This is a genomic window from Eubacterium sp. LMAG:50 (assembly GCF_008680265.1).
GTDB classification, from domain to species: domain Bacteria; phylum Bacillota; class Clostridia; order Lachnospirales; family Lachnospiraceae; genus Eubacterium_U; species Eubacterium_U album.
Map to the genome: position 1 here is coordinate 156,514 of NZ_NALP01000007.1, position 23,191 is coordinate 179,704.

Here is a 23,191-nt window from a genome sequence, read left to right on the forward strand (position 1 = left end):
TTCATTTTATTTCCTTATCTCTTTGTAATAATAATCAAAATATCTAAGCAATGAATTTGTCATTAAAAATACTGACACTGTCATCATTGCCAATGCAACATTTTTCGGTATATCTATCCATATAACTAAAACTAATACCATAAAGTCAAGAAATGCCGTGCTTACTTTTCCAAACATTTTCGCGCCCTCAACTTTTCCGCTTTTTTTAATATATATCAGTCCTAAAATTCCCTGTCCCAATTGCTGGACTATAAATATAACCAACACAATCGCCATAAATCTGTATCTGAAAATCAAACTTATAACAACAATTCCCTGAGTAAGTTTATCTGCTATAGGATCAAGAATTTTTCCCCAATCAGTTATCATGTCAAATCTTCTTGCAACTTTTCCGTCAAAGAAATCCGTAAGCGCTGACAGCAATAAAATTCCCGCCGCAATTGCATAATCTTTCATTCCATCTGCGTGAATATATACCATTAAATATACCGGTATTAAAATCAGTCTAAAATATCCCATTAAATTTGGGATTGAAAAATATTCTCTCTTCCAGTCCTTTTTCATAATATCTATCTCCATTTCATTATTCAGGTTTTATCCATAAGTATTTAACAAATGCACATAGTATATGTTATTATAACACAAAAAAGAGCCTGAGGTATATCTCAAGCTCTTTTTATTTTAATCAATTTCTATTCGTCACATTTTAAACCAAATTTTAATAATGCCTCATAAAAATCTATTTGCATTTCCTGTAATGTTTCCCCCTCATGTGAATACATAGTAACTATACTTTTGCATATTCCAGCATCTACCTCTGGGTGGATGTCCTAACAATGCTTGTTTCATATCATTTTCAGTCCAATCACCATCTACTCTTACCTGAGTATCTCCCGCATTATATCCAATTTCTGTAGTAATATCAGCCTTACTACCACCTACCCCATCTATTTTAACAGAACCGGTTTCATCTACATAAAACTTCTTTATTCCTGCCTTGTTATTAGAAAGTATTCTTCTTACACCTGCAATACTATGGCCTATTCCATTAAGAAACGCTCCATCTAATGCTCCTTTTCTGGATGTCTTTATTGCATCCTTCCATGTCATCTGCTTCCCTGCAACATAACTGCCAGCTGCTTGGATGAACGGCCTTATAACAACATACACCATAACATAAAGTATAATGCCAACTATCTTGAAACCACAAGACAAGAGAATAAACTCCATGATAAATATAAACAACTTTACTTGTCGGATGTGCAGAGAAAAGTCATAATGCAGTCGACAGATTCCATACAAGCATAAAAATCCGCTTACACGGCAGTTGTTTTCTGCATAGGCATGCAATTCTTTTTTCCTTATTGATGCAACTAGCTGACTATTAAAGACTAACAGAAAATCAGCGCTATTTCATAATGTTTCTAAGATTATGGAATACCGTTGATTTTTTTGTTTTTTCAATTTATTTTTTCACATTCATATTCGAAAACATTTTTTCTGCTTTGTCCATCTCAATTAGCAATGGATTCATATAATCGCTAAATGCATCCAAATATGCTCTACACCCACCAATAATCATTATTTTTTTAATATCGTCATTATTGTTTAATATTTCTTCAGCCCTCACATATCTATCATATAAAGTTTTTAAAATGGGCCTATCTGGGTCATCTATCAAGCGTTGTTCTAACAATAAAATTACCTTTTCAATTTGTTTTTTTAATTCTAATATAGTGTTCATATAAATGCTCCTTAAGGTTTAATATTTCTAATACTCTTAATCCAATTCAAATCCCAATTTTGTGGCAATAAGATTTGATCCGCGCCTCCTGACAGTCTTGCTCCGCTCATAGTATATTGCTCTCCTACACGTCCTATATTCAAAGTTGTTCCTTTGGAGATAACAATCTCTGCCTCATACCTGAGCGTATTTTTCCACTCTAGTAGTATTGCACTATCAACTTTTGTTTGTACTCTATTTATAGAAGGATTACTTGTCGCAAATGCACCACCAGCTTCCGCATTATATCCAAATGCACGATATACAGTAATTTCCTCATTAGTTACTACAGTACGATATTGCCCATCTTTATAGGTATCAATTAACCAACTCGGCAATTCTTGTTTTTCTACTGCAGTAACCTTGGAATCGATTTTAGTACTATATGCTCCATAAGATGGAGTACTACTCTTACCACCACTTACCCCATCTATTTTAACGGAACCGGTCTCGTCTACATAAAAGTTCTTTATTCCTGCCTTATTATTAACCAGAATCCTTCCTGCGCCTGCAATGCCCTGTCCTATTCCGTTAAGGAATGCTCCGTCTAGCGCTCCTTTTCCGGCTGTCTTTATAGCATCCTTCCATGTCATCTGTTTTCCTGTAACATAACTGCCCACTGCATAGAAAGCCAGATTTACCGCTGCTCCTTCTCCCATTGCCATAGCCATTGTTAAGACTGCTGCTCCCGGTGCAACTCCTGATGCAATTGCCACACCTGTACCTGCAATTGCTACCGCCGCTTTTACCGGAGCCGGTATTCTGTCTATTAGATTATTAAAATCATTCCACACATTAACTGTTGTTTTTGTGAATGTGTATATTCCTCCTATTGCCGTACTGTGTCTCTGTCTGTCAACGACTGAACCTCATTTGCCTCTTTTATCAAATTCCCGGAACTATTTGTTTTTTGAAGCTACAATTCTTGCTTCAGATAATCGAGCATATACAAAATTCAAACACTATGATAAAAGTAATATTCCACGGATCTATGGAAATATGCATTATCGATGGACGAGCTGGTTTCTGGAGATATTAGTTTGATTTATATTCAGAAAATCAAAATGAATCAAAACAGAGATATGATGTTAGGAAGTGTGGATTAAGATTGGAGAATTTTGGTATTCTCAGATGCAAATAGTTTCAGATTACTGGAAATTGACACTTCATTCTCTTAGTTGTCTGCATTTAACAGGCTATTATCTGTCTCTGAATGTCATAATTCATATTAAATAAAGTGAAACTTAATTACGAAAAAATCTTACGTAACAGCTAAATTTCTAAATAAAAATGGATTCTCGTAATATCTTGAAAGTAAAATCAAAAGAATCCGATACCATCTTTCCATCAAAAATCTGTATGTGATTTACTGCCTTTTGAAGCAATAATTGGACTAAAATTACTGCTTTTCAAAAGTAAATCTTATGTAATTCTACTGCTCGTAATAGAGTAAAGGCTGTGAAATAATAACTATATCACAACCTTTAAACAAATTACTCTACTACAAACCACATGTTGTCATCATCATATTTAACTATTCTTACACTTACTTCTTCATGCAATCTATAGTTATTTTTTCCCCTATATAAAGCAGTAAAATCGGTACCTTTCAAAATAATTCCTTGTGGATAATAATATTCTACTCTCCCCAGAACATTTGAACCAATTTTATATTTTGTTTTAACAGACTTCCATTGTTTCGAAAATCTGGCTAAACAACTATACCACAATTCTTGAAATTCATTTTTTGATATTATCTTTTCGATACATTTTTCCTCAAAAACTCCTTCTGCCAGACAATCCTCAAAACATGATAAATGATATCTACCACAAGTATCCCTAGATATTTGTCGAACAGCATAGTTTTCTCCATCTAATTCTATCCAATACTTATCCCCCTCATCTTGGAGATAAATATATTTCTTATCTAGCAATTTATTGTCCCACCTTTCCATAACTGATAATTCTATTTGTTAAATCTAACGGAACTTTATTCGGAATTACAAAAACTCCACCTCTACCTTTTACCACATCTAACTCCGATACATCTATTTCAACATAATTGGTATATTTGTATTTGTTTGGAACATTAATAAATTTCTTTCCAAGCTGCCCTGGCGTTACTGAATCTGGTGTTATATCTGATAAATATTGACCATTTCCATATCTAGCATCTTTAGGATTATTAGCTTTCAATGACGGATTCAATTGATTTGAATCAATAATTCCATTCATACCTTTCTTATTGGTATAATGGTATAAAGTATTAGAAGTATTAGAAGTACTACCACTCTTACCATCACTTAACCCATCTATTTTAACGGAACCGGTCTCGTCTACATAAAAGTTCTTTATTCCTGCCTTATTATTAACCAGAATCCTTCCTGCACCTGCAATGCCCTGTCCTATTCCATTAAGGAATGCTCCGTCTAACGCTCCTTTTCCGGCTGTCTTTATAGCATCCTTCCATGTCATCTGTTTTCCTGTAACATAACTGCCCACTGCATAGAAAGCCAGATTTACCGCTGCTCCTTCTCCCATTGCCATAGCCATTGTTAAGACTGCTGCTCCCGGTGCAACTCCTGATGCAATTGCCACACCTGTACCTGCAATTGCTACCGCTGCCTTTACCGGAGCCGGTATTCTGTCTATCAGATTATTAAAATCATTCCACACATTAACCGTTGTTTCTGTAAATGTGTATATTCCTCCTATTGCCGCTTTTACAGCCGAACATGCTGCTTTTTCAAATGTTGATGTTGTAAAGCGTCCATTTAAGTCAACATTCATTACCGGGTTGTTCGAAGCATATGAATATTTATGTAATGTTTCCGGCATATATATGTTTCCGTTTTCTGGATCCATTGATGTAAATCTTTTTGTAAACGGATCATATTCTCTTGCGCCTGCATTCCAAAATCTGGTTCCCTCATCATAAATATGTCCCGTATAACTCTTTGTAATATTAACTGTAGGCACTGACGCATTAACAGTTAAACCTGAATTTTCAGTTACATTTCCCCATGCATCATACTCCGTGCTAGCACAAACATTTCCTATTGAGTCAAACGCCCATCTTGTAGAGCCTATTATGTCTGTGCTTACACTATATGTCTCATGAGTCTTTTTGTAAAGTATGTTTGTATCAACTGTAACATCTGTTTTTTTATTGTCACATCCATATGCATAATCAATTGTTACTCCATTGTTTTTTATTTCTGATAAAACTGTCGGGTTCTTTTCCGTATAGTCGTAAATATACTGTGTCTCTGTTGATGTCTTATTTGTCAACGACTGAACCACATTTGCTTCTTTTATTAAATTTCCGGAACCATCATATTCATAGTTACTTGTGATATCTTTGATTCCATTTGTATTAACATTTTTGAAAGCTGTCTTAATCTGTCCATTTTCATTATATGTTGCACTAAATTTCGCAATAACACTTGATTTATAATCATTTATTGATGCGAGATTACCATGACTGTCATATGAATACTTTATTCCTTTAATTAGTCCGGAAGCATCTATATCATTATCATTATATTTCTCTATTAACTGATTCAAATGATTATATTTGCAATATGTTTTATACGAATCTTTTGTTTCTGATATTAAGTTGCCAAAACCATCATATTCATATTTTGTTGTTGATTCTTTCCCATCTGAAATAATTGTTTCTTTGGTTAATTTGTTTTCAACATCATATTCATATTTTGTTTCCTTTGTTTTTTCTGTATATCTACCTGACTCTTTATGATTTATAATATTTCCATTAGCATCGTATTCATAGTTGTCAATCAGATAAGCTCTTATTCCCTCTGTAGCATACACCTTAACGAGATTATGTGAGTTGTCATACTTATATGTTTCACCAACACCATTTGATGACTTTTCTGTTATATTATTTAAATAATCATATGTAAAATATGTTGACTTGTTATCATTTTTTAAAGAAATAATATTTCCATTTCCATCGTACTCATATGATACAACCTTTCCATCAGAATATGTTATTTTACTTTTATTTCCATCAGCATCATATTCGTATGACACATGCTTTCCATTCTGATTTGTATTAACAATTCTGTCAAGGTTATCTCTATCAAACGACACCTCGTTGTTTGGTGTAATCATTGAAATTAAGTTGCCGTCCTTGTCATAACAATAAGTTATAGTATCCTGACCTTCTGTTTTTTCAATAACATTATTATCTAAATCATATTTATATGTCTTATTAGGTGCTTTTGCATCATTTGGTGAATCACTTACACTTATAAGATTATTCATGCAATCATATTTATAGTAAGTGTATATATATTTTTTATCTTCTCCAAGACTTACGCCTTCTCTAGTACAATTACCATTAGCATCGTAACTATAGTTAGTCAAATGACTCTCTCCTGTTTTGGCATCACATTCTTCCTTAACTGTCAAATTGTTATTTTCATCATAACTATAACAGTTAAAGTTTCCATCCGGTTTCGTTACTTTAACAAGATTTCCATTATAACTGTATGAATATAAAGTCTTATTTCCATTCTTATCCTTATAAGATGTAACATCTCCATTCCCGTTATATGTAAACGACTCTTCTGTCCCATCGTCATAAGTAATTTTACTTAGATTGTCCCCCTTATCATATGAATATATTTCACTGTATTTTGCCTTACCATTTTTTGATGTTTTAACCATTTTTGTGATTTGGTTTGTTGCACTATATTCATATGTATACACAGTTCCATTGCTGTCTATTTTCTTTATCAAATTTCCAGCATTATCATAACTATATGTTTCAAGTAATTTTCCGTTAGATTCCTTTTTACTTAAAAGATTCAAATAGTTATATTCCATTGATACATAGTTACCTTTTGCATCAACAATCTTAGTATTATTTCCATTTAAATCATACTCATATTTTGTCGTATGACCTTCTGAATCTACATATTTTGTAATATTACCACTTGCATCGTATTCCCATTTGCAAATTTTACCGCTACTTTCTTTTTGTTCAATAACATTATTCATTGAATCATATACAAAAGTAATCTCATTATTATTTGCCTCTACTTTTTTTATAATGTTACCATTTCCATCGTAGCTATATCTTGTAACATTTCCATTTCCATCTTTATAAGCAGTAACATCTCCACGCTTATTATATTCATATGATGTTTCATTACCTAATCCATCTGTTATGGTTTTCACATTACCTGCTTTATCGTATGTATAGTGTCCCAACTCGACTGTCGACTTGGACTCACTATCCTTAGCCTTTTCGCTAATTAAACGTCCTGCTTTATCATACTCATATAAATAATCAGCATACGGTAAATAATTTTCACCCTTTCCCTCGGCGTATGTCATTTTTTTAACTTTACCAACTGCATCATATTCGTATTTTTCAGAATAATTGTTTGGTTTACATTCAAATGTAAGATTGTCATCACAATCATATTCATATAATGAAACTTCGCCATTTGCATCCGTTTTACTTACCAATCGGCTTTGCTCATCATAGACATATTTTTCCTCATATCCTCTTTCATTCTTTAATGAAACAAGATTATTGTTTCTGTAATTGTTCCGGCATCTATTGTCCCATTCTGTTTTGTTACAGTTGCAAGATTTCCTGCCTTATCATATGTATATAATACTTTATCACTTCCCTTTGCACTATTATTAGCATTTGTAAAGCTTGTCACTCTACCGGCGAAATCATAAGTATATAATATTTTCGATACTTTATCATTTTCTTTTGAATTATCTACTTTTTCAATGGCAATCACATTATTACAATTATCATATGTATATTTTGTTATGCACTTATCTGTTTCTAGTTTCTTTAATCTATTATCTCCATCATATGTATAAACAGTAACGTTGTTGTTAAAATCCGTCTCTGTAATTAAATTGCCATTACTATCATAGTTATATGTTTTTCTGTTACCTTCTTCATCAATTTCAGCCAATACCTTGCCAGTTCCATCATATTCATATGAATAGCTATTTCCGTTAGCATCTTTCTTTGATATTAACCAACCATTGTCATCATATATATATGTATCTTTATTTTCATAAGGATCTGATATTGACTTAAGTCTCCCTTTCTTATCATAGGAATACATCCATATATTATCATTTTCATCAACTCTTGATGTCACATTTCCGTAAGAATCATATGTGTATTTCACTTTATTACCAAGCGCATCTGTTTCTGATGTAACATTTCCCATTTTATCATAAACATACTTTGTTTCATAACCGGCTTTTGATTTAACTGTTGTTATCTTGCTCTGTGCATTATATGTTGTTTTTTCAGAATTGCCACAAGTATCTACAGTTTCTGTTATAAATCCATTTTTGTTTACTTTATATTTAATAGTATTTTTGTTTTCATCAGATTCACTTAAAACTTTACCTGCTCTCGAATATGTATACTCTTTTGCATTACCATCATTATCAGTTTCTTTGACAGTCCTCCCAAAATCATCATATGTATATCTGATAACGTTTCCATTACCGTCCGTCTTTGTTGCCACCAATCCTGCTTTGTTATAAGTATATTTAATAACGATGCCTTCACTTGTTTTTTCTTTAACCAGATTTCCTTTTACATCATACTCATAAGATATGCTATTATTATTAGCATCTATGAGTTTAAGTAAAAGTCCTTCATTTGAATAAACATATTTCTGCATTTCACCATTTCTGTTTGTATATGATGTCATCAAATTATTTTGATAAGTATACTCTTCATATGTTCCATCCTGATATACCATTTTTACAATATTTCCGTTATTATCATATGCTGTATATACAATACCATCTGAATCTTTTGCTCCTACAACTTTTCCATATCCATTATATGTATATTCAGTTATATCACCTGCAATTTCGCGAATGATTGCTCCATTTTCATCATATTCAACAGTATTTTTATATCCATTATCCCCTTTACATATATTTCTATATTTTTCATCATCATAAGTATATGTGAATGTTCCTTCATCCTTTGATACCTGACTAGTCACTCTACACTTTCTATCATAAATATTTTTTATAGTTTCAACGTTTTCAAAATCTTTTATACTAATAAGATTATAATTATCATCATAACTAAATGACATAGTATCTTTATCAAGATTTGTAACTGTATCTAGATTATCCCCATTATAAGTGAATGTGATATTTTCTCCATTGATGTTAATCGTTTTAATATGATTTTCTATTTTTTTCGGAGTGACTTTTATTTTATTTGCATCCCATTCAATTTTTGCAGGATCATAATTCTTAATAATATCCTCTAATGAATTTGTGTTACTCTTACCCACTTCTTCATTATCGCCATTATATCCTGTGCTTTCCCAAATAAATTTCATCTCGCCTGCATCACTTGATACATTTTCCAACAATCCGTTATTATATGTTAATACAGTCTCCCAACCATCACTCTCTATAATAGAAATCAACTTACCATTACAATCAAATTTTAATTTATTTGCTACATCAGTTAATATATATTCTTTATTATTCTTTTTAAGCGTTTTTCCACACATACCATAAGATTCATATATTCCATTATCGTTTGGATTAAAAAATATATATTTTTCTCCATTTGGATAACTAACAGTTATTTCATCGTTTTCACTATCATCTGTTAGTACATAATCATATGTTGATGACCATCCTATGCCAAGTCCATTATCAACTTTTCTTCTGGAATCATAATTTCTTTCAAATGTTAATTCATGTCTTCCCCTTGCAATTATATCTGTATATTTATATGTAAATCCACCAGTATACAAATTTACTGGTTCTCCTACATAATGTTCAATTGAATTTTTCCAAATATTCCAATCATTATCATAATCCGGAACCTCTATAATTTCATACGAAGTGCTTCTAAATGTTGTACTTGAACCTTCTAAAACTCTTGTCACAATACCACTTAAATATGATTTTAATTTAGAGAATTCAATAGTTGTTACATATGTAATTGTAAATGATTCTTCTGGTAATAAACGTTCACAAAAAATACCATTTTTTCCTTCTATTTTCTCTACTGGATGGTTTACTACTTTATGTGTCGTATCATACTCTTCTAAATATATTGTTCCATCAATAGCCTTTTGTTCTTCCCTATCAAAGAAAAACTTCAATCCATATAAAGTTTTATCTGAAACATTTGTATATGTCATTCTAATAGGATATGCTTTTCCGGAAAATGCAATAGAATTAGCTGCAATCTTCAGTTCCAAAGCTGCCTCTCCTGTTACATGAAGAATGTCTTGAGATTCAAACTGATGAATAAATTCATATGGTTCCGTCTCGCCTGTCCCATCATCCATCTTTCCGGTTACAATCGTCGACACCTTATAATCTCCGTTTTTCTCCCCTCTTACATACCAATCAGCACAAGCCTCACTAGATTTATCAATCCTTCCAATTTTTTTAATTGCTTCATTAGATTTTCCTTCAATCATTTTTGCAAGTGCTAATCCATCCGGCAGACATAATTTTGCTTCGCAATCAGTAATAAATTCCTGTGTTGAAGTATTAAACACCACTAATTGCACATGAAACATATCACACAAATATTTAGTAGTTCCATCAACAATTAAGAAAAAGACTGAATTTCCTTTTATATATGTATTGATTTTAAATTCTCCGGAAGTAGTTTCTGATTTTGCTTTAATTTTTATGTCACCTGAAACCTCTTCTGAATAAATTTCCCAACTACGCACATCTGATGTTTGAGATGCTTTAGGACCAAATACTAAAGTTACTTCATACTTGATAATCCTTTGGTTATCATCACAGTCCATGTCAATTCCTGCTTCTTTAATCTCTCCATATGTCATTTCAGAAGCAGTAACTTTACCTTTTACTGTATCATTAGTGCTAAGATATAATACTATTTCCTTATCCTCTTCACCCATTATCACTTTTGACTGACGTGGCAAATACCTTTCATTTTTATCCTCTGCATATACACTATATGATTCTCCAGGTAATAAATAAACTTCTAATATACCTGTTTTATTAGAATTATTCCAAATTGCTTCATTATTGTCATTTAACACATATATGTCAACTCCCGTAAGCAATTCACCTGTTTCCGTCGATTCAACCCTTACTTTTAATTTTCTATATGTATCAGAGCCCTCTACTTCTATCTCCTGTACAGCAGTATTTGTTCTTCCTTTTTCATCTGTAATTGTTAATATAACAACATAAGTTCCCGGCAAATAATATTTATGTGTTGCTTCTAAGCTGCCAGATTTCTTTCCATCCCCAAAATCCCATGAGTATTTAAGATTTTCTTTATCAGTATGATCATCATAAGATTCAGCAGCTGAAAAGTTTACTGTCTCACCTACTTCAAACTTTTCCTTATCTAATGTAATAATCGCTGTCGGTTCTGCATTAAACTCTCCAAGATTTATAATTTTTACTGTATTATCATTTGATGTAGTAAATAAATAATCTATTTTTTCATTTGGATAATATCCATCAGGATATTTATCTAATGTTACTGAATAATCTCCTTTTTGCAAACGTACAATTTCGAGTATGCCATCTTCATTTGTAGCCCCCGTAATTCCCATTTTATATTTTCTTCCATTAATTACTTTCCAAAGAGTAAAATTCACTCCTTCTATAGGTTGATTATTATTGTCAACACACTTAATATTCTGTGTATTAATTTCACTAACTAATCCAATTCTGTTTCCACTGGCTGTAATATTATCCTGCTTATCGTCTGTTACTGATGATAATTTCCATATAGCTTCTGTAGCATTTATATAAGCATCTGCCTCTGATTCTTCCGTCTCATATTGCGCAATAGCTCTAAATTCATCTCCAATTATCTCCTCTACAACAATATCTATAGGATACATAAGTTTTTCTTTAACGGTAACTATTTTACCTTCTCCAAGCATAATCTGATCCTGAATGTTTGCTAAGCTATATACCTCTAATGTGCCATTATTATAAATTCCGTTTCCATATGTAACCTTATTAACATTCTTATCATTACTATTCCTAGCCTTATTATCAAAAATAGATACTTTTTTTAATATTGTATTACCCTGATTATTAATTGCACCACCCATATCATTATTGTTCCCACTAAACGTTCCTTCTTCAACAATAAGTGTTGCTGTACTATCAACAAAAAATGCACACATTGAATTACCGCTAAATTCATTTGAATTTACTTCAATATCCTTGCCAAATTTTTCACTATCTATCTTTCCTTCTTTAACAATAACCGAAGCATTCTTTTCAATCTTAATATCGTTCCTGTTATTAACAAACTTTACACCAGCCATAACTGCTCTTTTTCTTACTAAAATATTTGTCCAACCATATCTTACATATTCCTTTTCAAATGATGTATTTATAATCTCACCATAATCAAATGCTAATGTACTTGTTCCGTAATGAGAACCATTATGATAAAACTTTGAATTTTTAATATATAATTTTTCTGCATCTATCGCTTCACCATATGAATATATCTCACTAATATCACAATTATTCATTGTGAATTCCTTGGCTCTTGCAACTCTTATTACAACATTACTAATATTTACATCACTTACTTCCAATAAATCATTAGAATAGAAAACACATCCTACTCCAATATCATACCACCCTCTAACATTTGAAACTGTTCCACCAGTTATATTGCCCTTATTATATACTCTGATCAGAGCATTGCTTGCATAAATCCCCTGATTATCACATTCTGTAATTCCAGAGTTCTTATCCATTTCTAACGCACCATTATTCAATTCAAAAATAGATTTATCATCATTTACTGAAAAATTCCTAAATATTGTATTATTTAGAACTACCTTTCCTTTTACAATAATAAAGCTCTTGTTCGCCGCATATTTATTTTCATATTTTACTTTTCCATCTTCCTGTGTAGTTTTAACTCTATTTCCTTCTACATCAATATTTTGAAATGTTAAATTTGCTGTTTCCGGTACTGTGAAAAACGTATCTGACTTTGTTGTATTACATGTAAAACTTATCACAACTTTATTTTCATCATTCGAACTAATTGTCATATGTTGATTTTCTGAAAGTGTTACACTCCCACCAAATTCAATATTTCTTTTCAGATAAATTACCGGATTTTCATCTCCATCTTCTGTTGCCTTATTTACAGCTTCCTCAATTGTGTCATAAGAAGTATTGTTATACATAATCGGTCCTGAGACTATATCTGCGAATACAGATAAATTGATACTTGTTGTCATAATTGCAAATATAAGAATAAATGCAATCATTTTCTTAAATAATTTGTTCATACTTTTTTACAGAATATTAGAATTTTTTCATTATAAATATTTTCTTAAGTTTTTACTACTACTCATACCAATAACTAAAGAAAACAAATTTGAAAATGGTTAAAACCCCTCTATCCCATCTTCTCCTTTTTTCTTTTTTGTTTAAACATTATCGTTTAACTATTTTGTATAGTAATACATTGTTTATGTTTTGTCTACATATTTTTTATATTAATAAATTTTTAATATTGTATCAATATATTTATATACAACTCCGATTACTTTATATATTTATTTATAGATGCAAATCTAACAATTATTTATTATATAAAAGACGTCATCCTTACAATTTTCATTGTAAGAACAACGTCTTTTATTTCTATTTCCGTTTACAGTTTATTAATTTCTTACCACTTAAGATCAATGATTAATCCTGTTGGATTTGTGTAATGTAATAATGTGCTGTGGTCATTTACATCATCATAGCAGAAGCCATATGCAAGTCTGTCAAATGAATGATTGTGGAAGAATCCTGAATAGAAGTTTGAATTGCTATTCTTATAGTAAGCACTTTCATTATCATAATTTTCAGGTTCTGTTGCAACACCTCTGTTAAATGCTGCGCAAAGCTGTGCTTCGATAACTAATTCTGTTGAGTTACCTCTTGCCATGTTGCCTTTTCCTTCTAATACATCCTGAGTTGTTGGCTTGTAAATTGTGTATGTTCCACCAACACCGTCTTTTGTAAATACCATTGTATCTCCATGTACACGTCCTCTGAATGTTCCGGCATCACATGAGAATACTAAATCCTGTGTAGAATATTTTGACCAGAATTTATTGATATAGTTATCAAAATAATTTGAATACTGCTTTCCTTCGTTGAATGTAAGTTTACATGGTGCCATAATTCTCTTGTCTGTAAGTAATGTCTGGAATGCAGCAGGTACTTCATTTTTAAATGCCGCAAACATTTCTGCTCTTGTTCCTAAATCACCTACTGTCTTATCGTAAACATCTGCATCACCAGGGAAGTTGTTCCATCCACCTTCACCAATTAATCTTGTAGCCATTGGGAAGCTATAGAAATCTACTCTTGATGTGTTGCCCCAGTATTCTTTGTTTGTAATTGTAAATTCAATAAATTCAAATAATACATCTGCATTAGGGTCTGATGCATTGTTAAGGTCAGGTCCTGCAAATCCCATATTTCCATCTGCACCCTGGTTAATTGTAATATAAACAGGTGAACCATAGCTTAAGTACATTCTTCCTGATTCAATGTCAGGCATATAAACATAATCTTTCTGAGCTAATGTGTTGCAGATATTTGCACACATTCTGTCTCCCTTTTTAACTGTATTCATTGATAAGCTTACAGGGATTAAATTTCCATTTGTATCAACATAACATAATTCATGTGTTTTTGGATTCTTTCCAAGTATGCACCAATAAACCTGATCATCTGAATACTGACCTTTTGTCTTATTGTTCATCTGGAAATACATTCTGTCATCGTTTGCTTTTAAGTCTGCTCTTGTTTCAGGAATTGCTTCACTGTATGTTGGTTTTTCAGCCGGTGCTGTTGTAACAATTTCAGTTAAACCGTTAACTGTTACTGTTACGCTTACTTTTGCTGATTCTTTTCCATCTTTATATGTAGCAACTGAAACTGTGTGTGTTCCTGCTACGATATTTTTAAACTTGTATGAGCCACATCCTACTTTCTTTGCAACTCTTGTATCATCTACATATACATTGTATGAGTTAATTTTTCCATATCCCCATACTACTGTAATCTGATTATTTACAGGTGATGAAGCGACCAAACCAAATGGTGCAGGAAGACTTGAGTCAACCCCAATTGCTTCTGTTGTCTGTGGTGCCTTTGTTGTAGTTTCAGGTGCCTTTGTTGTCTGTGGTGCCTTTGTTGTCTGTGGTACCTTTGTTGTTTCTGGTGCTTTTGTTGTTGGGGCAACTGCTGACTGTGCAACATTTACTGTCATTGTAGTCTGTGCTGATTCATTTCCGTTCTTTGTTGTAGTAATTGCTACTGTATGACTTCCTGCTGCATATCCTTCATATACATAATATCCGCAACCTACAGCTGATGCTACTCTCTTACCATCAATGTAAACATTGTATGAGTCAATATTTCCTCTTCCCCATACTACACTGATTTTTCCTGCTTCAGGATTTCCTACTACTAATCCAAATGGTGCTTCAATATTTGATGTAGGTGCCTTTGTTGTCTGTGGCGCCTTTGTTGTAGTTTCAGGTGCCTTTGTTGTCTGTGGCGCTTTTGTTGTTGTTTCAGGTGCCTTTGTTGTTGGGGCAACAGAACCTGTAACATTTACGCTAGCTGTTGCAGCTGCTGATTCTTTATTACCACTTACTGTAGTAACTTTTACTGTATGAGTGCCTGCTGCATATCCTTTATAAACATAATATCCACATCCCAACTTGCTTCCTACTAATGCATTGTCAATGTAAACATTATATGAGTCAACGTTTCCTCTTCCCCATACTACACTGATTTCTCCATTTGCAGGACTTGCAACTACTAAACCAAATGGTGCTTCAATACTTGTATCTGTTACAGGAGCTGATCCTGTTGTGTATGTCATCATTGATGAATCATACTGAAGTCCACCTTTGTTATATGTAAATGAGCAATCGATTTTATCACCTTTTTTAACATTGTTGATATCGTATTCGAAACATGAACCCTTAGCGTTCATTCCAACATTAACCTGCTCTCCATCGTTAACTTTGTAATGAATAATTACATAAGCTGCCGGATTTGTTGGTGTAAATGTGATTCTGCAAAGACTGTCTGATACGTCCGTTGCTGTTACAGAATAGTCTTCTGCGCTTCCAATAGTTGATGCTGCTGCTTTTGCATTTGTACCTTTTGAAAATGAAACTGAAGATACGAGCATAGCAATAGCTAAGACTGCAACCATAATTCTTTTGAATCCTGGTGCAAAACGGTTCAATGTTCTCATAAAACCCTCCTAAAAATATTTTTATTTTTTTGTGATATCGCTTCTCAATCGCGATAAGTACTTTTTCTTATATACTATTTTTACCTTTTTATTTTACTAAAAAAAAGGGTTCAAATTTTATTATGGTAACATTATTTTTTAATTTCTTTTCTATTTTTGGCATTTATTGTATTTTGTTGTTTTCAATTTTGTTTTTTATTGAATTTTTCGCGTAATTTTTTATTGGATTTTACTAAATAATTTCTCTAAACAAAAATATTTTTATTCACTTTCGCCTATGATTTATGTTACTTATTAATTTTATGTACAATATACATTGGTCATATTTAGATTTTACTTTGACTGTTTATAATTTCTTCTATATGTAAATACTATCAATAAAATATTTAAACTAATGTTCTCTTATTAATTACATAAATTTTGCTAATTAATTTGCAATTTCTTTTTAAATATTTTAAATCAGATTTTCCGGAGGTTTATATGTACGCAATTATAGATATAGGTTCAAATACAATACGAATGGTTTTATATAAAGTAATAAACAATGAGATTCAGCAAATGCTTAATTCTAAAATTCCTGCCGGGCTTGCCGGTTATATTGACAATAACAATATGCTTTCGAAAAAAGGTATTTTAAAAGCTATCGAAGCCTTAAGCAAATTTCAAATTATATTAGAAAGTGTGGCTGTAAAAGAAGTTCATGCATTTGCAACCGCTTCATTACGAAATATCAGTAACTCAGAAGAAGTTTTAGCTGAAATTAAAAAACATTTTAGTTTTGATATTGAAATCATTTCCGGCAAAGAAGAGGCTTTGTACGATTACTATGGTGCAATGAAAAGCATTTCATCCGGAAACGGCTTATTAGTTGATGTAGGCGGAGGAAGTACTGAACTTGTTTATTTTGAAAACGGAAAATTATTGTCTACATGCTCAATACCTGTTGGTTCATTAAATATGTACACAAATTATGTTGAAGATATCATTCCTACTAAATCAGAAATCAAAAATATCAATAATCATGTAAGTGAAATTCTTAATACCCTACCTCTTTCGCCTGAAGCTGTTAACTCAACCGTTTTGTTTGGCGTAGGTGGTTCTGCACGTGCCTGTTGTAAATTAAGCGACGAGCTTTTTAACGAGAACTCAGGATATACGGGTTTTGAATGCAAACGATTAAGCAAAATTTTGAAATCAGCAAAAAAAGACAAGCCTAAATTAGTATCGGCAATCATAAAAGCTACTCCCGGACGTATCCACACAATAATACCCGGAATTTCAATTATAAATTCAATTGCCGAGCATTACGGTTGCACTAATTTCACTGTGAGTCCATATGGTGTACGTGAAGGATATCTTTTAAATATATTGGAAGGCAAGACTTTTTAAACCACTACATTTTACTTGTAGACAGAATATTCATTTTGTACTGATGGTGTCAAATGCACTTTTACCTATTAATATCCGGTCCACAAGATAAAAATATATTCACTTAAAAACTATAGATAACAATCACATAAGGAGATTTGAATGAAAGAGAAATTACAAAATTATACACAAAATAGAGAATTGTCGTGGCTTAGATTTAACCAGCGTGTTTTATCCGAGGCTACAGACGAAACAGTACCTTTATTAGACCGTCTTAAATTTATATCAATCTTCACAAGTAATCTTGATGAATTTTTTATGATTCGTGTTGGTACACTTCATGATTTGAGCCAGATTAAAAGTAATCATAAAGATAATAAAACAGGAATGAATCCATCTGAACAGCTTGAAGCAATTTTTTTTGTTGTAAAACCTTTAATTAATTTCAGAGATGAGATTTATGAAAATGTTACTGAGCAACTAAAAACATATGGTGTTCACGGTCTGAGAATGAATGAAATTGAGAAAAAAGAATTAAAATATCTTAAGAACTATTTTTTGACACAAATTAATCCTATTCTTTCGCCTCAAATAATCGACCCTCATCATCCATTTCCGTTTTTAGTAAACAAAAACATATATGTCGGTGCTACATTAGCTAATGATAATGAGAAGAAAGATGCTGAGTTATTTGGTATAATTCCTATTCCGACTGCTCTTCCTGAAGTAATTTTTCTTCCCGGTGCAGATATTAGATATGTGTTTACAAGTGATGTGGTTTCCTATTTTGCTGATACAATATTTAATTCATATAAAATTCTTGAAAGTACAGTGTTTTCAGTAACACGAAATGCGGATATTTCTTCCGGAGATGAGGCATTTGATGTAGATGAAGATTTCCGTGATGCAATGCAACAATTGTTAAATTCAAGAAAAAGACTTGCTCCGGTAAGGCTTGAATTAAAGAATAAAATCAGTGGTAATTTTCTTCGCTTTTTATGTGAAAAATTGGAATTGACCAAAGTTCAGGTCTTCATTACTTCTTCACCTTTAACAATGTCCTACGCATTTGGTTTAGAAGACAAAATATCAGGTAGTGTGAAAAGTGAATTAGTATATCCACCATTTGAGCCACAGCCAAGTAATGATATCCGATTAAATGAAAGCATAATAAAACAACTGCAGAAAAAAGATTTATTACTTTCCTATCCATATGAAAGTATGAATCCGTTTTTAAAATTACTTAAGGAGGCTGCATATGATAACTCTGTTATTTCAATAAAGATATCAATATATCGTCTTGCAAAAAATGCTAAAATTGTAGACTATTTATGTGCAGCTGCAGAAAATGATAAAGATGTAACTGTACTTATAGAATTACGAGCCAGATTTGATGAGCAAAATAACATTGACTGGTCACAACGTTTAGAACAGGCAGGCTGCCGTATAATTTACGGATTTGAAGGTTATAAAGTTCACTCAAAGGTTTGCCTTATCACAAGAAGAGAGCGTGGGAAAATTTCCTATATTACCCAGATAGGCACCGGAAATTACAACGAAAAGACATCAAAACAATATACTGATTTTTCACTTATGACCTCTGACATGGAAATAGGAACTGACACAAATGAATTTTTCAAAAACATGGCAATTGGGAATCTTGAAGGAAACTATTCCACCTTGCTTGTTGCCCCTAATTCAATGAAGTCAGAAATTATTAAACTTATTGATAGAGAAATTGCTAAAGGAACAAAAGGACGTATTTTTGTTAAATTCAATTCAATATCTGACCTGACTCTTATTAATAAATTAGCTGAGGCTTCTCTTGCCGGTGTTAATATTCAGATGATTGTTCGTGGTATTTGCTGCATTCTTCCTCAGGTTGAAGGAAAAACTGATAATATCTTTATAAAGAGTATTGTTGGAAGATACTTAGAACACTCCCGAATATATTTATTTGGCTCCGGAAATGATGAAATTATGTATATTTCATCAGCCGATTTTATGACAAGAAATATGGATAAACGTGTAGAAGTAGGATGTCCTATTAAAGATAAAACTGTAAAAGAAAAAATAATGCATTTTATTGAAGTTCAACAGGCTGATAACACAAAAGCCCGTATTATGCGTAGTGACGGCACATACCGTTCCATAATTACAAGCAATGAGCCAATCGATAATCATACCGTATTAATGAACGAAGCAAAAAGAAATGCAGGAAACGCAAACTCCGAAAGTAAATCTTTTAACCCGAAAGATTTTATAGCTGAAATCAAAAGAAAATTTGGATAAGACTTTTACATTCTTCTATAAAAAGCATCCGGTTTTATATACTTATTTACTGATTACAGTAATGCATATAAAAACCGGATGCTTTTTTCTCATATGCTACCTCCTTATTATTTTAATTTGTTGTTTATCTCCTTTTTTTACATTTTGACATTTTTTTACATATATCTTATCAATCCTCTTTGCCTTTGATACATCTATGTTTTTTATAGGATTTCCTTGCAAAGAAAGAGAATGAATTTTTGCATTTGTTAAATCAATGTTTTCTATTTTATTAAATGATAAACATAAATGATTTATTGATGGCGTTTTACTCATTCGCACTTTATCAATTCCCGTAGCTATTACTGTCACTCTCTTCAATTTATCACATTTCGATATATCTAATTCTTTTATTCCTTTGCATTCATATAAATCTATATTTTTTATTTTTCCAATTTTAATATTTTTTAAATATTTTGAGTACCATACTTCAAGTCTTCTTAAATTCTTTAACTTTGATACATCTATTTCTTTTATTCCTTTACCTATTTCTTTCATGGAAATATTTTTAAGTTTCTCATTTTGACCATACACGATGCCATTACAATTAAATCCTATTGCCTTAAATCTTTCTAAGTTATGTATTTTTGAAAGGTCAATAACACTATCGGTATATACAGAATTAAATTTTATCTGTTTTATTTTATCTCCAAATTTTATTTGATCTAAATTTTTAATATAGTTCAATTGTACTTTTTCCAAATTTGGGAAGCGATTTAATTCATATTTTGCTTTATATTTTTCTCCTGATATAAACAATTCTTTAACTTTATCTAATTCATATAATTTTTCAAAATTTAACAAGCCATATTCTTCTATTATTTCATCATTATGTTCAACAATTTCCACACAGATTCTTATTTTCTCTACATTTTTAAATATTTCCAGTCCTCTACAGTCAATAACAGAATATTTGAAATTACTATTATCCAATCCATCCATATAAGTATATGTATCATCAGGATCTATCCATAATTCTGTTACTGCATCAATTTCATTTTGGCTCAATTGATTGTCATTATTGGAATCAAAGGATTCGCTGACTAATTCTCTTACATATTCACTCGGAAAATTTTTCTCATTAATTTCAATGCCTTTTTCTTCCTTCTTATCACTTTTTGTATATTCTATATTATCATTTGAACAGCCACTGGTTATTAAAATTATAACTGTAAACATTGCATAAATAATGATTTTTTTAACGTTCATAACACCCTCTCCTTAATATATTTTTTCTTATCTTAATTTTATTATATTAAGAGATTTATTTCAACGCTTTATAATTACTCTTTCCCCAACGACAATTAAGAGCGATTCCTTGACATTATAGTAATGTTCAAAAAAAGCTCTCTGTGCAATGCACAGGAGCTTTTTATATGTAGACATCTATTTATTTGTGCTGTCTGCATCAATTACAGACTGAATCTGCTTCATAAGGGCATCATAGTTGTCCTTGTTATCAATTCCGCCGAGCATTGGTTCGCCTACAATATTGCCATTTCTGTCAACAAGTATAGTTGTTGGAAAGGCCATGATTTCTGAGGCATATTTACCGGCAGCACTAGAGGAGTCAATTGACAGATTACGATATTTGACACCCTGGCTTTCAAGAACAGAGGCAGCCTCTTTGATAGCTGTTTTATTGCCATCGAAGGTCTCAGTGTTGATGCCAACAACTTCTCCGCCCATTGATTTGATAGCATCATTTAATTCGTTAAGCTTGGATAATTCAGCGACACATGGTTTGCAGCCGGTAAACCAGAAATTGACGACTGTTACTGCATTACCGGAAAACAGGCTGTCATCAACCTTATTGCCATCAAAATCCTCACCGGAAAAATCACTGAATACAGATGAGGCTTTAGAGCTATCCTTCTTGTTATCGTCTGATGATGTATTTTTGTTTTCAAGCTCTGCTATCTGTTCCTCGATTTTTCGTATGGTTTCAATATCCTCATTAAGTGTTTTAAGCTCATCGTCTGTGAATGAATTCTTGTTTGATTCTACGGTACCGGCAAGATAATCAGCATAATTTCCGTTTGGATCGGCGTCACTTTTGTTCATCATGCCAAATGCCTTGTTCCACACATCAGCGTGATCTGCAAAAAGCTGATTTTCCTGCTGATATAAATCATCAAGCCTGGAATCTGATTTGCCGGATGCTTCTGAGCCGGCTTCAGTCTGAGTGTTCTTAGAATCTGTTGTGGAAGCTTGCTTTAAGCCACATGCTGTAAGTGATAATGCTATGCAGAGTGTAAAAATAGAAATAAATAATAATTTGTTTTTCATGAGTAATTTCTCCTTTAAAATAATAGTAAAATGTTTAATAGCTATCTGTTGTCATTTTTTTGACATGATTTTCCCATAAACCGGTAGCAGATGGCGTCCTTCGGACAGGCCTTTATGCAGGCACCGCAGCGTATGCACTCGGGGTGATCCGGTGTCTTACACACATCCACATCCATCTTACATGCCTTTGAGCATTGACCGCATTCGACACATTTGCTGCTATCAACGGTGATTTTGAGCAGGCTGACCTTATTAAATAATGAGTAGATTGCTCCAAGCGGACAAATCCATTTACAGAAGGGTCTGTAAAATAAGATACTTAGTACAATCACTGCAATTAAAATCATACACTTGAAAGAAAAAAGCTTTCCCAGCGCAGAACGGATAGCAGCATTTCCAATAGATAACGGTATAGCACCCTCTAAAACACCCTGAGGACAGATATATTTGCAGAAGAACGGGTCTCCCATTCCTATAGAGTTCGTTACAAGCATCGGAAGAAGTATAACGAAAACAATAAGAATGACATATTTTAGGTACCTAAGAGGCTTTAGTTTGGCTGTGGATAATTTCTTTCCGGGGATTTTATGAAGTAAATCCTGAAACCATCCAAATGGGCACAAAAAACCACATATAAATCTGCCGAGAGTTACACCAAGTAAAATAAAAAATCCGGTTATGTAGTATGAAAACTTAAATTTTGATGATCCGACAACTGCCTGAAATGCCCCTATTGGACAGGCTCCTGTCGCGGCAGGGCAGGAGTAGCAGTTTAATCCGGGTACGCATACTGTTTTTGCATTGCCCTGATATATTTTACCCTTAAATAAATTTGGAATATGAATATTGGTCAGCAGCGTTGCTGCGGCCTGTATCCAGCCACGTATTTTTGCCAGTTTTCTTGATAGTAATTTCTTTTCCTTATCCAATTCCGACACACTCCAGACATAGTTTTATTGCTTTACCAAGCACTGTAGCCGCCTCACCTCTGACTGCACCATAGCTTATCATGGATACACCAAGGATAAGCAGAATGATTTGACATGTTTTTTGGTATTTCAACATAATGTTGCTCCTTTTTTGTTGTATTGTTGACCAGCTGA

14 protein-coding genes are annotated in these 23,191 nt (G+C 32.4%); 2 read left to right on the top strand and 12 right to left on the bottom strand.

Annotated features, from left to right (window positions below):
• Window positions 1-6 precede the first annotated feature (6 nt).
• From CCC31_RS06085 to CCC31_RS06120, 8 genes are all read right to left on the bottom strand, one after another.
• A complete protein-coding gene (locus tag CCC31_RS06085) occupies window positions 7-564 on the bottom strand; it encodes a CDP-alcohol phosphatidyltransferase family protein (RefSeq protein WP_022089323.1) in 558 nt (185 codons plus the stop codon).
• Between the two features lie 204 nt (window positions 565-768).
• Window positions 769-1,110 (bottom strand): hypothetical protein, encoded by a 342-nt coding sequence (locus CCC31_RS06090; RefSeq protein WP_147365031.1) that lies wholly within the window; start codon window positions 1,108-1,110, stop codon window positions 769-771.
• A 355-nt stretch (window positions 1,111-1,465) separates the two neighbouring features.
• Complete coding sequence (locus tag CCC31_RS06095) at window positions 1,466-1,744, bottom strand: hypothetical protein (protein ID WP_022089321.1); 279 nt, start codon at window positions 1,742-1,744, stop codon at window positions 1,466-1,468.
• Window positions 1,745-1,755: 11 nt separating this feature from the next.
• Complete coding sequence (locus CCC31_RS06100; protein WP_290850298.1) at window positions 1,756-2,577, bottom strand: hypothetical protein; 822 nt, start codon at window positions 2,575-2,577, stop codon at window positions 1,756-1,758.
• A gap of 699 nt (window positions 2,578-3,276) precedes the next feature.
• The gene (locus tag CCC31_RS06105; protein WP_022088057.1) at window positions 3,277-3,717 is read right to left on the bottom strand and encodes a hypothetical protein; all 441 of its coding nucleotides are present in this window, start codon (window positions 3,715-3,717) and stop codon (window positions 3,277-3,279) included.
• Between the two features lies 1 nt (window position 3,718).
• The gene (locus CCC31_RS06110) at window positions 3,719-7,285 is read right to left on the bottom strand and encodes an HYD1 signature containing ADP-ribosyltransferase family protein (RefSeq protein ID WP_290850301.1); all 3,567 of its coding nucleotides are present in this window, start codon (window positions 7,283-7,285) and stop codon (window positions 3,719-3,721) included.
• 50 nt (window positions 7,286-7,335) lie between these two features.
• Window positions 7,336-13,113 carry a PKD domain-containing protein gene (locus CCC31_RS06115; RefSeq protein WP_290850303.1) on the bottom strand — a complete coding sequence of 1,926 codons (5,778 nt, stop codon included), beginning with the start codon at window positions 13,111-13,113 and terminating at the stop codon, window positions 7,336-7,338.
• Window positions 13,114-13,499: 386 nt separating this feature from the next.
• Complete coding sequence (locus CCC31_RS06120; protein WP_290850305.1) at window positions 13,500-16,100, bottom strand: beta-1,3-glucanase family protein; 2,601 nt, start codon at window positions 16,098-16,100, stop codon at window positions 13,500-13,502.
• A 480-nt stretch (window positions 16,101-16,580) separates the two neighbouring features.
• Between CCC31_RS06120 and CCC31_RS06125 the strand changes: the two genes are divergently transcribed.
• Both CCC31_RS06125 and ppk1 read left to right on the top strand, forming a co-directional pair.
• A complete protein-coding gene (locus CCC31_RS06125) occupies window positions 16,581-17,489 on the top strand; it encodes a phosphatase (RefSeq protein ID WP_290850307.1) in 909 nt (302 codons plus the stop codon).
• Between the two features lie 141 nt (window positions 17,490-17,630).
• On the top strand, window positions 17,631-19,760 hold the full coding sequence (gene ppk1 / locus CCC31_RS06130; protein ID WP_290850309.1) for a polyphosphate kinase 1: 2,130 nt from the start codon (window positions 17,631-17,633) through the stop codon (window positions 19,758-19,760).
• A 96-nt stretch (window positions 19,761-19,856) separates the two neighbouring features.
• Here the strand turns inward: ppk1 and CCC31_RS06135 are convergent, their stop codons facing one another.
• The 4 genes from CCC31_RS06135 to CCC31_RS06150 all read right to left on the bottom strand — a co-directional run bounded on the left by CCC31_RS06135 (window position 19,857) and on the right by CCC31_RS06150 (window position 23,153).
• Window positions 19,857-21,008, bottom strand: a complete 1,152-nt coding sequence (locus CCC31_RS06135; RefSeq protein ID WP_290850311.1) for a hypothetical protein — start codon at window positions 21,006-21,008, stop codon at window positions 19,857-19,859.
• Between the two features lie 177 nt (window positions 21,009-21,185).
• On the bottom strand, window positions 21,186-22,088 hold the full coding sequence (locus CCC31_RS06140; protein WP_147585379.1) for a TlpA disulfide reductase family protein: 903 nt from the start codon (window positions 22,086-22,088) through the stop codon (window positions 21,186-21,188).
• 41 nt (window positions 22,089-22,129) lie between these two features.
• Entirely contained in the window at window positions 22,130-23,017 is an 888-nt protein-coding gene (locus CCC31_RS06145) for a 4Fe-4S binding protein (RefSeq protein WP_147585378.1), read from the bottom strand.
• Entirely contained in the window at window positions 23,010-23,153 is a 144-nt protein-coding gene (locus CCC31_RS06150) for a CD1871A family CXXC motif-containing protein (protein ID WP_009263530.1), read from the bottom strand. The genes CCC31_RS06145 and CCC31_RS06150 overlap by 8 nt, the downstream gene beginning before the upstream one ends.
• Window positions 23,154-23,191: the final 38 nt, after the last annotated feature.

What these genes read in the sequence shown, in the direction of transcription:
- CCC31_RS06135 (WP_290850311.1), bottom strand. Translation starts at nt 21,008, where the DNA reads ATGAACGTTAAAAAAATCATTATTTATGCAATGTTTACAGTTATAATT.
- ppk1 (WP_290850309.1), top strand. Translation starts at nt 17,631, where the DNA reads ATGAAAGAGAAATTACAAAATTATACACAAAATAGAGAATTGTCGTGG.
- CCC31_RS06125 (WP_290850307.1), top strand. Translation starts at nt 16,581, where the DNA reads ATGTACGCAATTATAGATATAGGTTCAAATACAATACGAATGGTTTTA.
- CCC31_RS06090 (WP_147365031.1), bottom strand. Translation starts at nt 1,110, where the DNA reads ATGACATGGAAGGATGCAATAAAGACATCCAGAAAAGGAGCATTAGAT.
- CCC31_RS06085 (WP_022089323.1), bottom strand. Translation starts at nt 564, where the DNA reads ATGAAAAAGGACTGGAAGAGAGAATATTTTTCAATCCCAAATTTAATG.
- CCC31_RS06095 (WP_022089321.1), bottom strand. Translation starts at nt 1,744, where the DNA reads ATGAACACTATATTAGAATTAAAAAAACAAATTGAAAAGGTAATTTTA.
- CCC31_RS06140 (WP_147585379.1), bottom strand. Translation starts at nt 22,088, where the DNA reads ATGAAAAACAAATTATTATTTATTTCTATTTTTACACTCTGCATAGCA.
- CCC31_RS06150 (WP_009263530.1), bottom strand. Translation starts at nt 23,153, where the DNA reads ATGTTGAAATACCAAAAAACATGTCAAATCATTCTGCTTATCCTTGGT.
- CCC31_RS06120 (WP_290850305.1), bottom strand. Translation starts at nt 16,100, where the DNA reads ATGAGAACATTGAACCGTTTTGCACCAGGATTCAAAAGAATTATGGTT.
- CCC31_RS06115 (WP_290850303.1), bottom strand. Translation starts at nt 13,113, where the DNA reads ATGAACAAATTATTTAAGAAAATGATTGCATTTATTCTTATATTTGCA.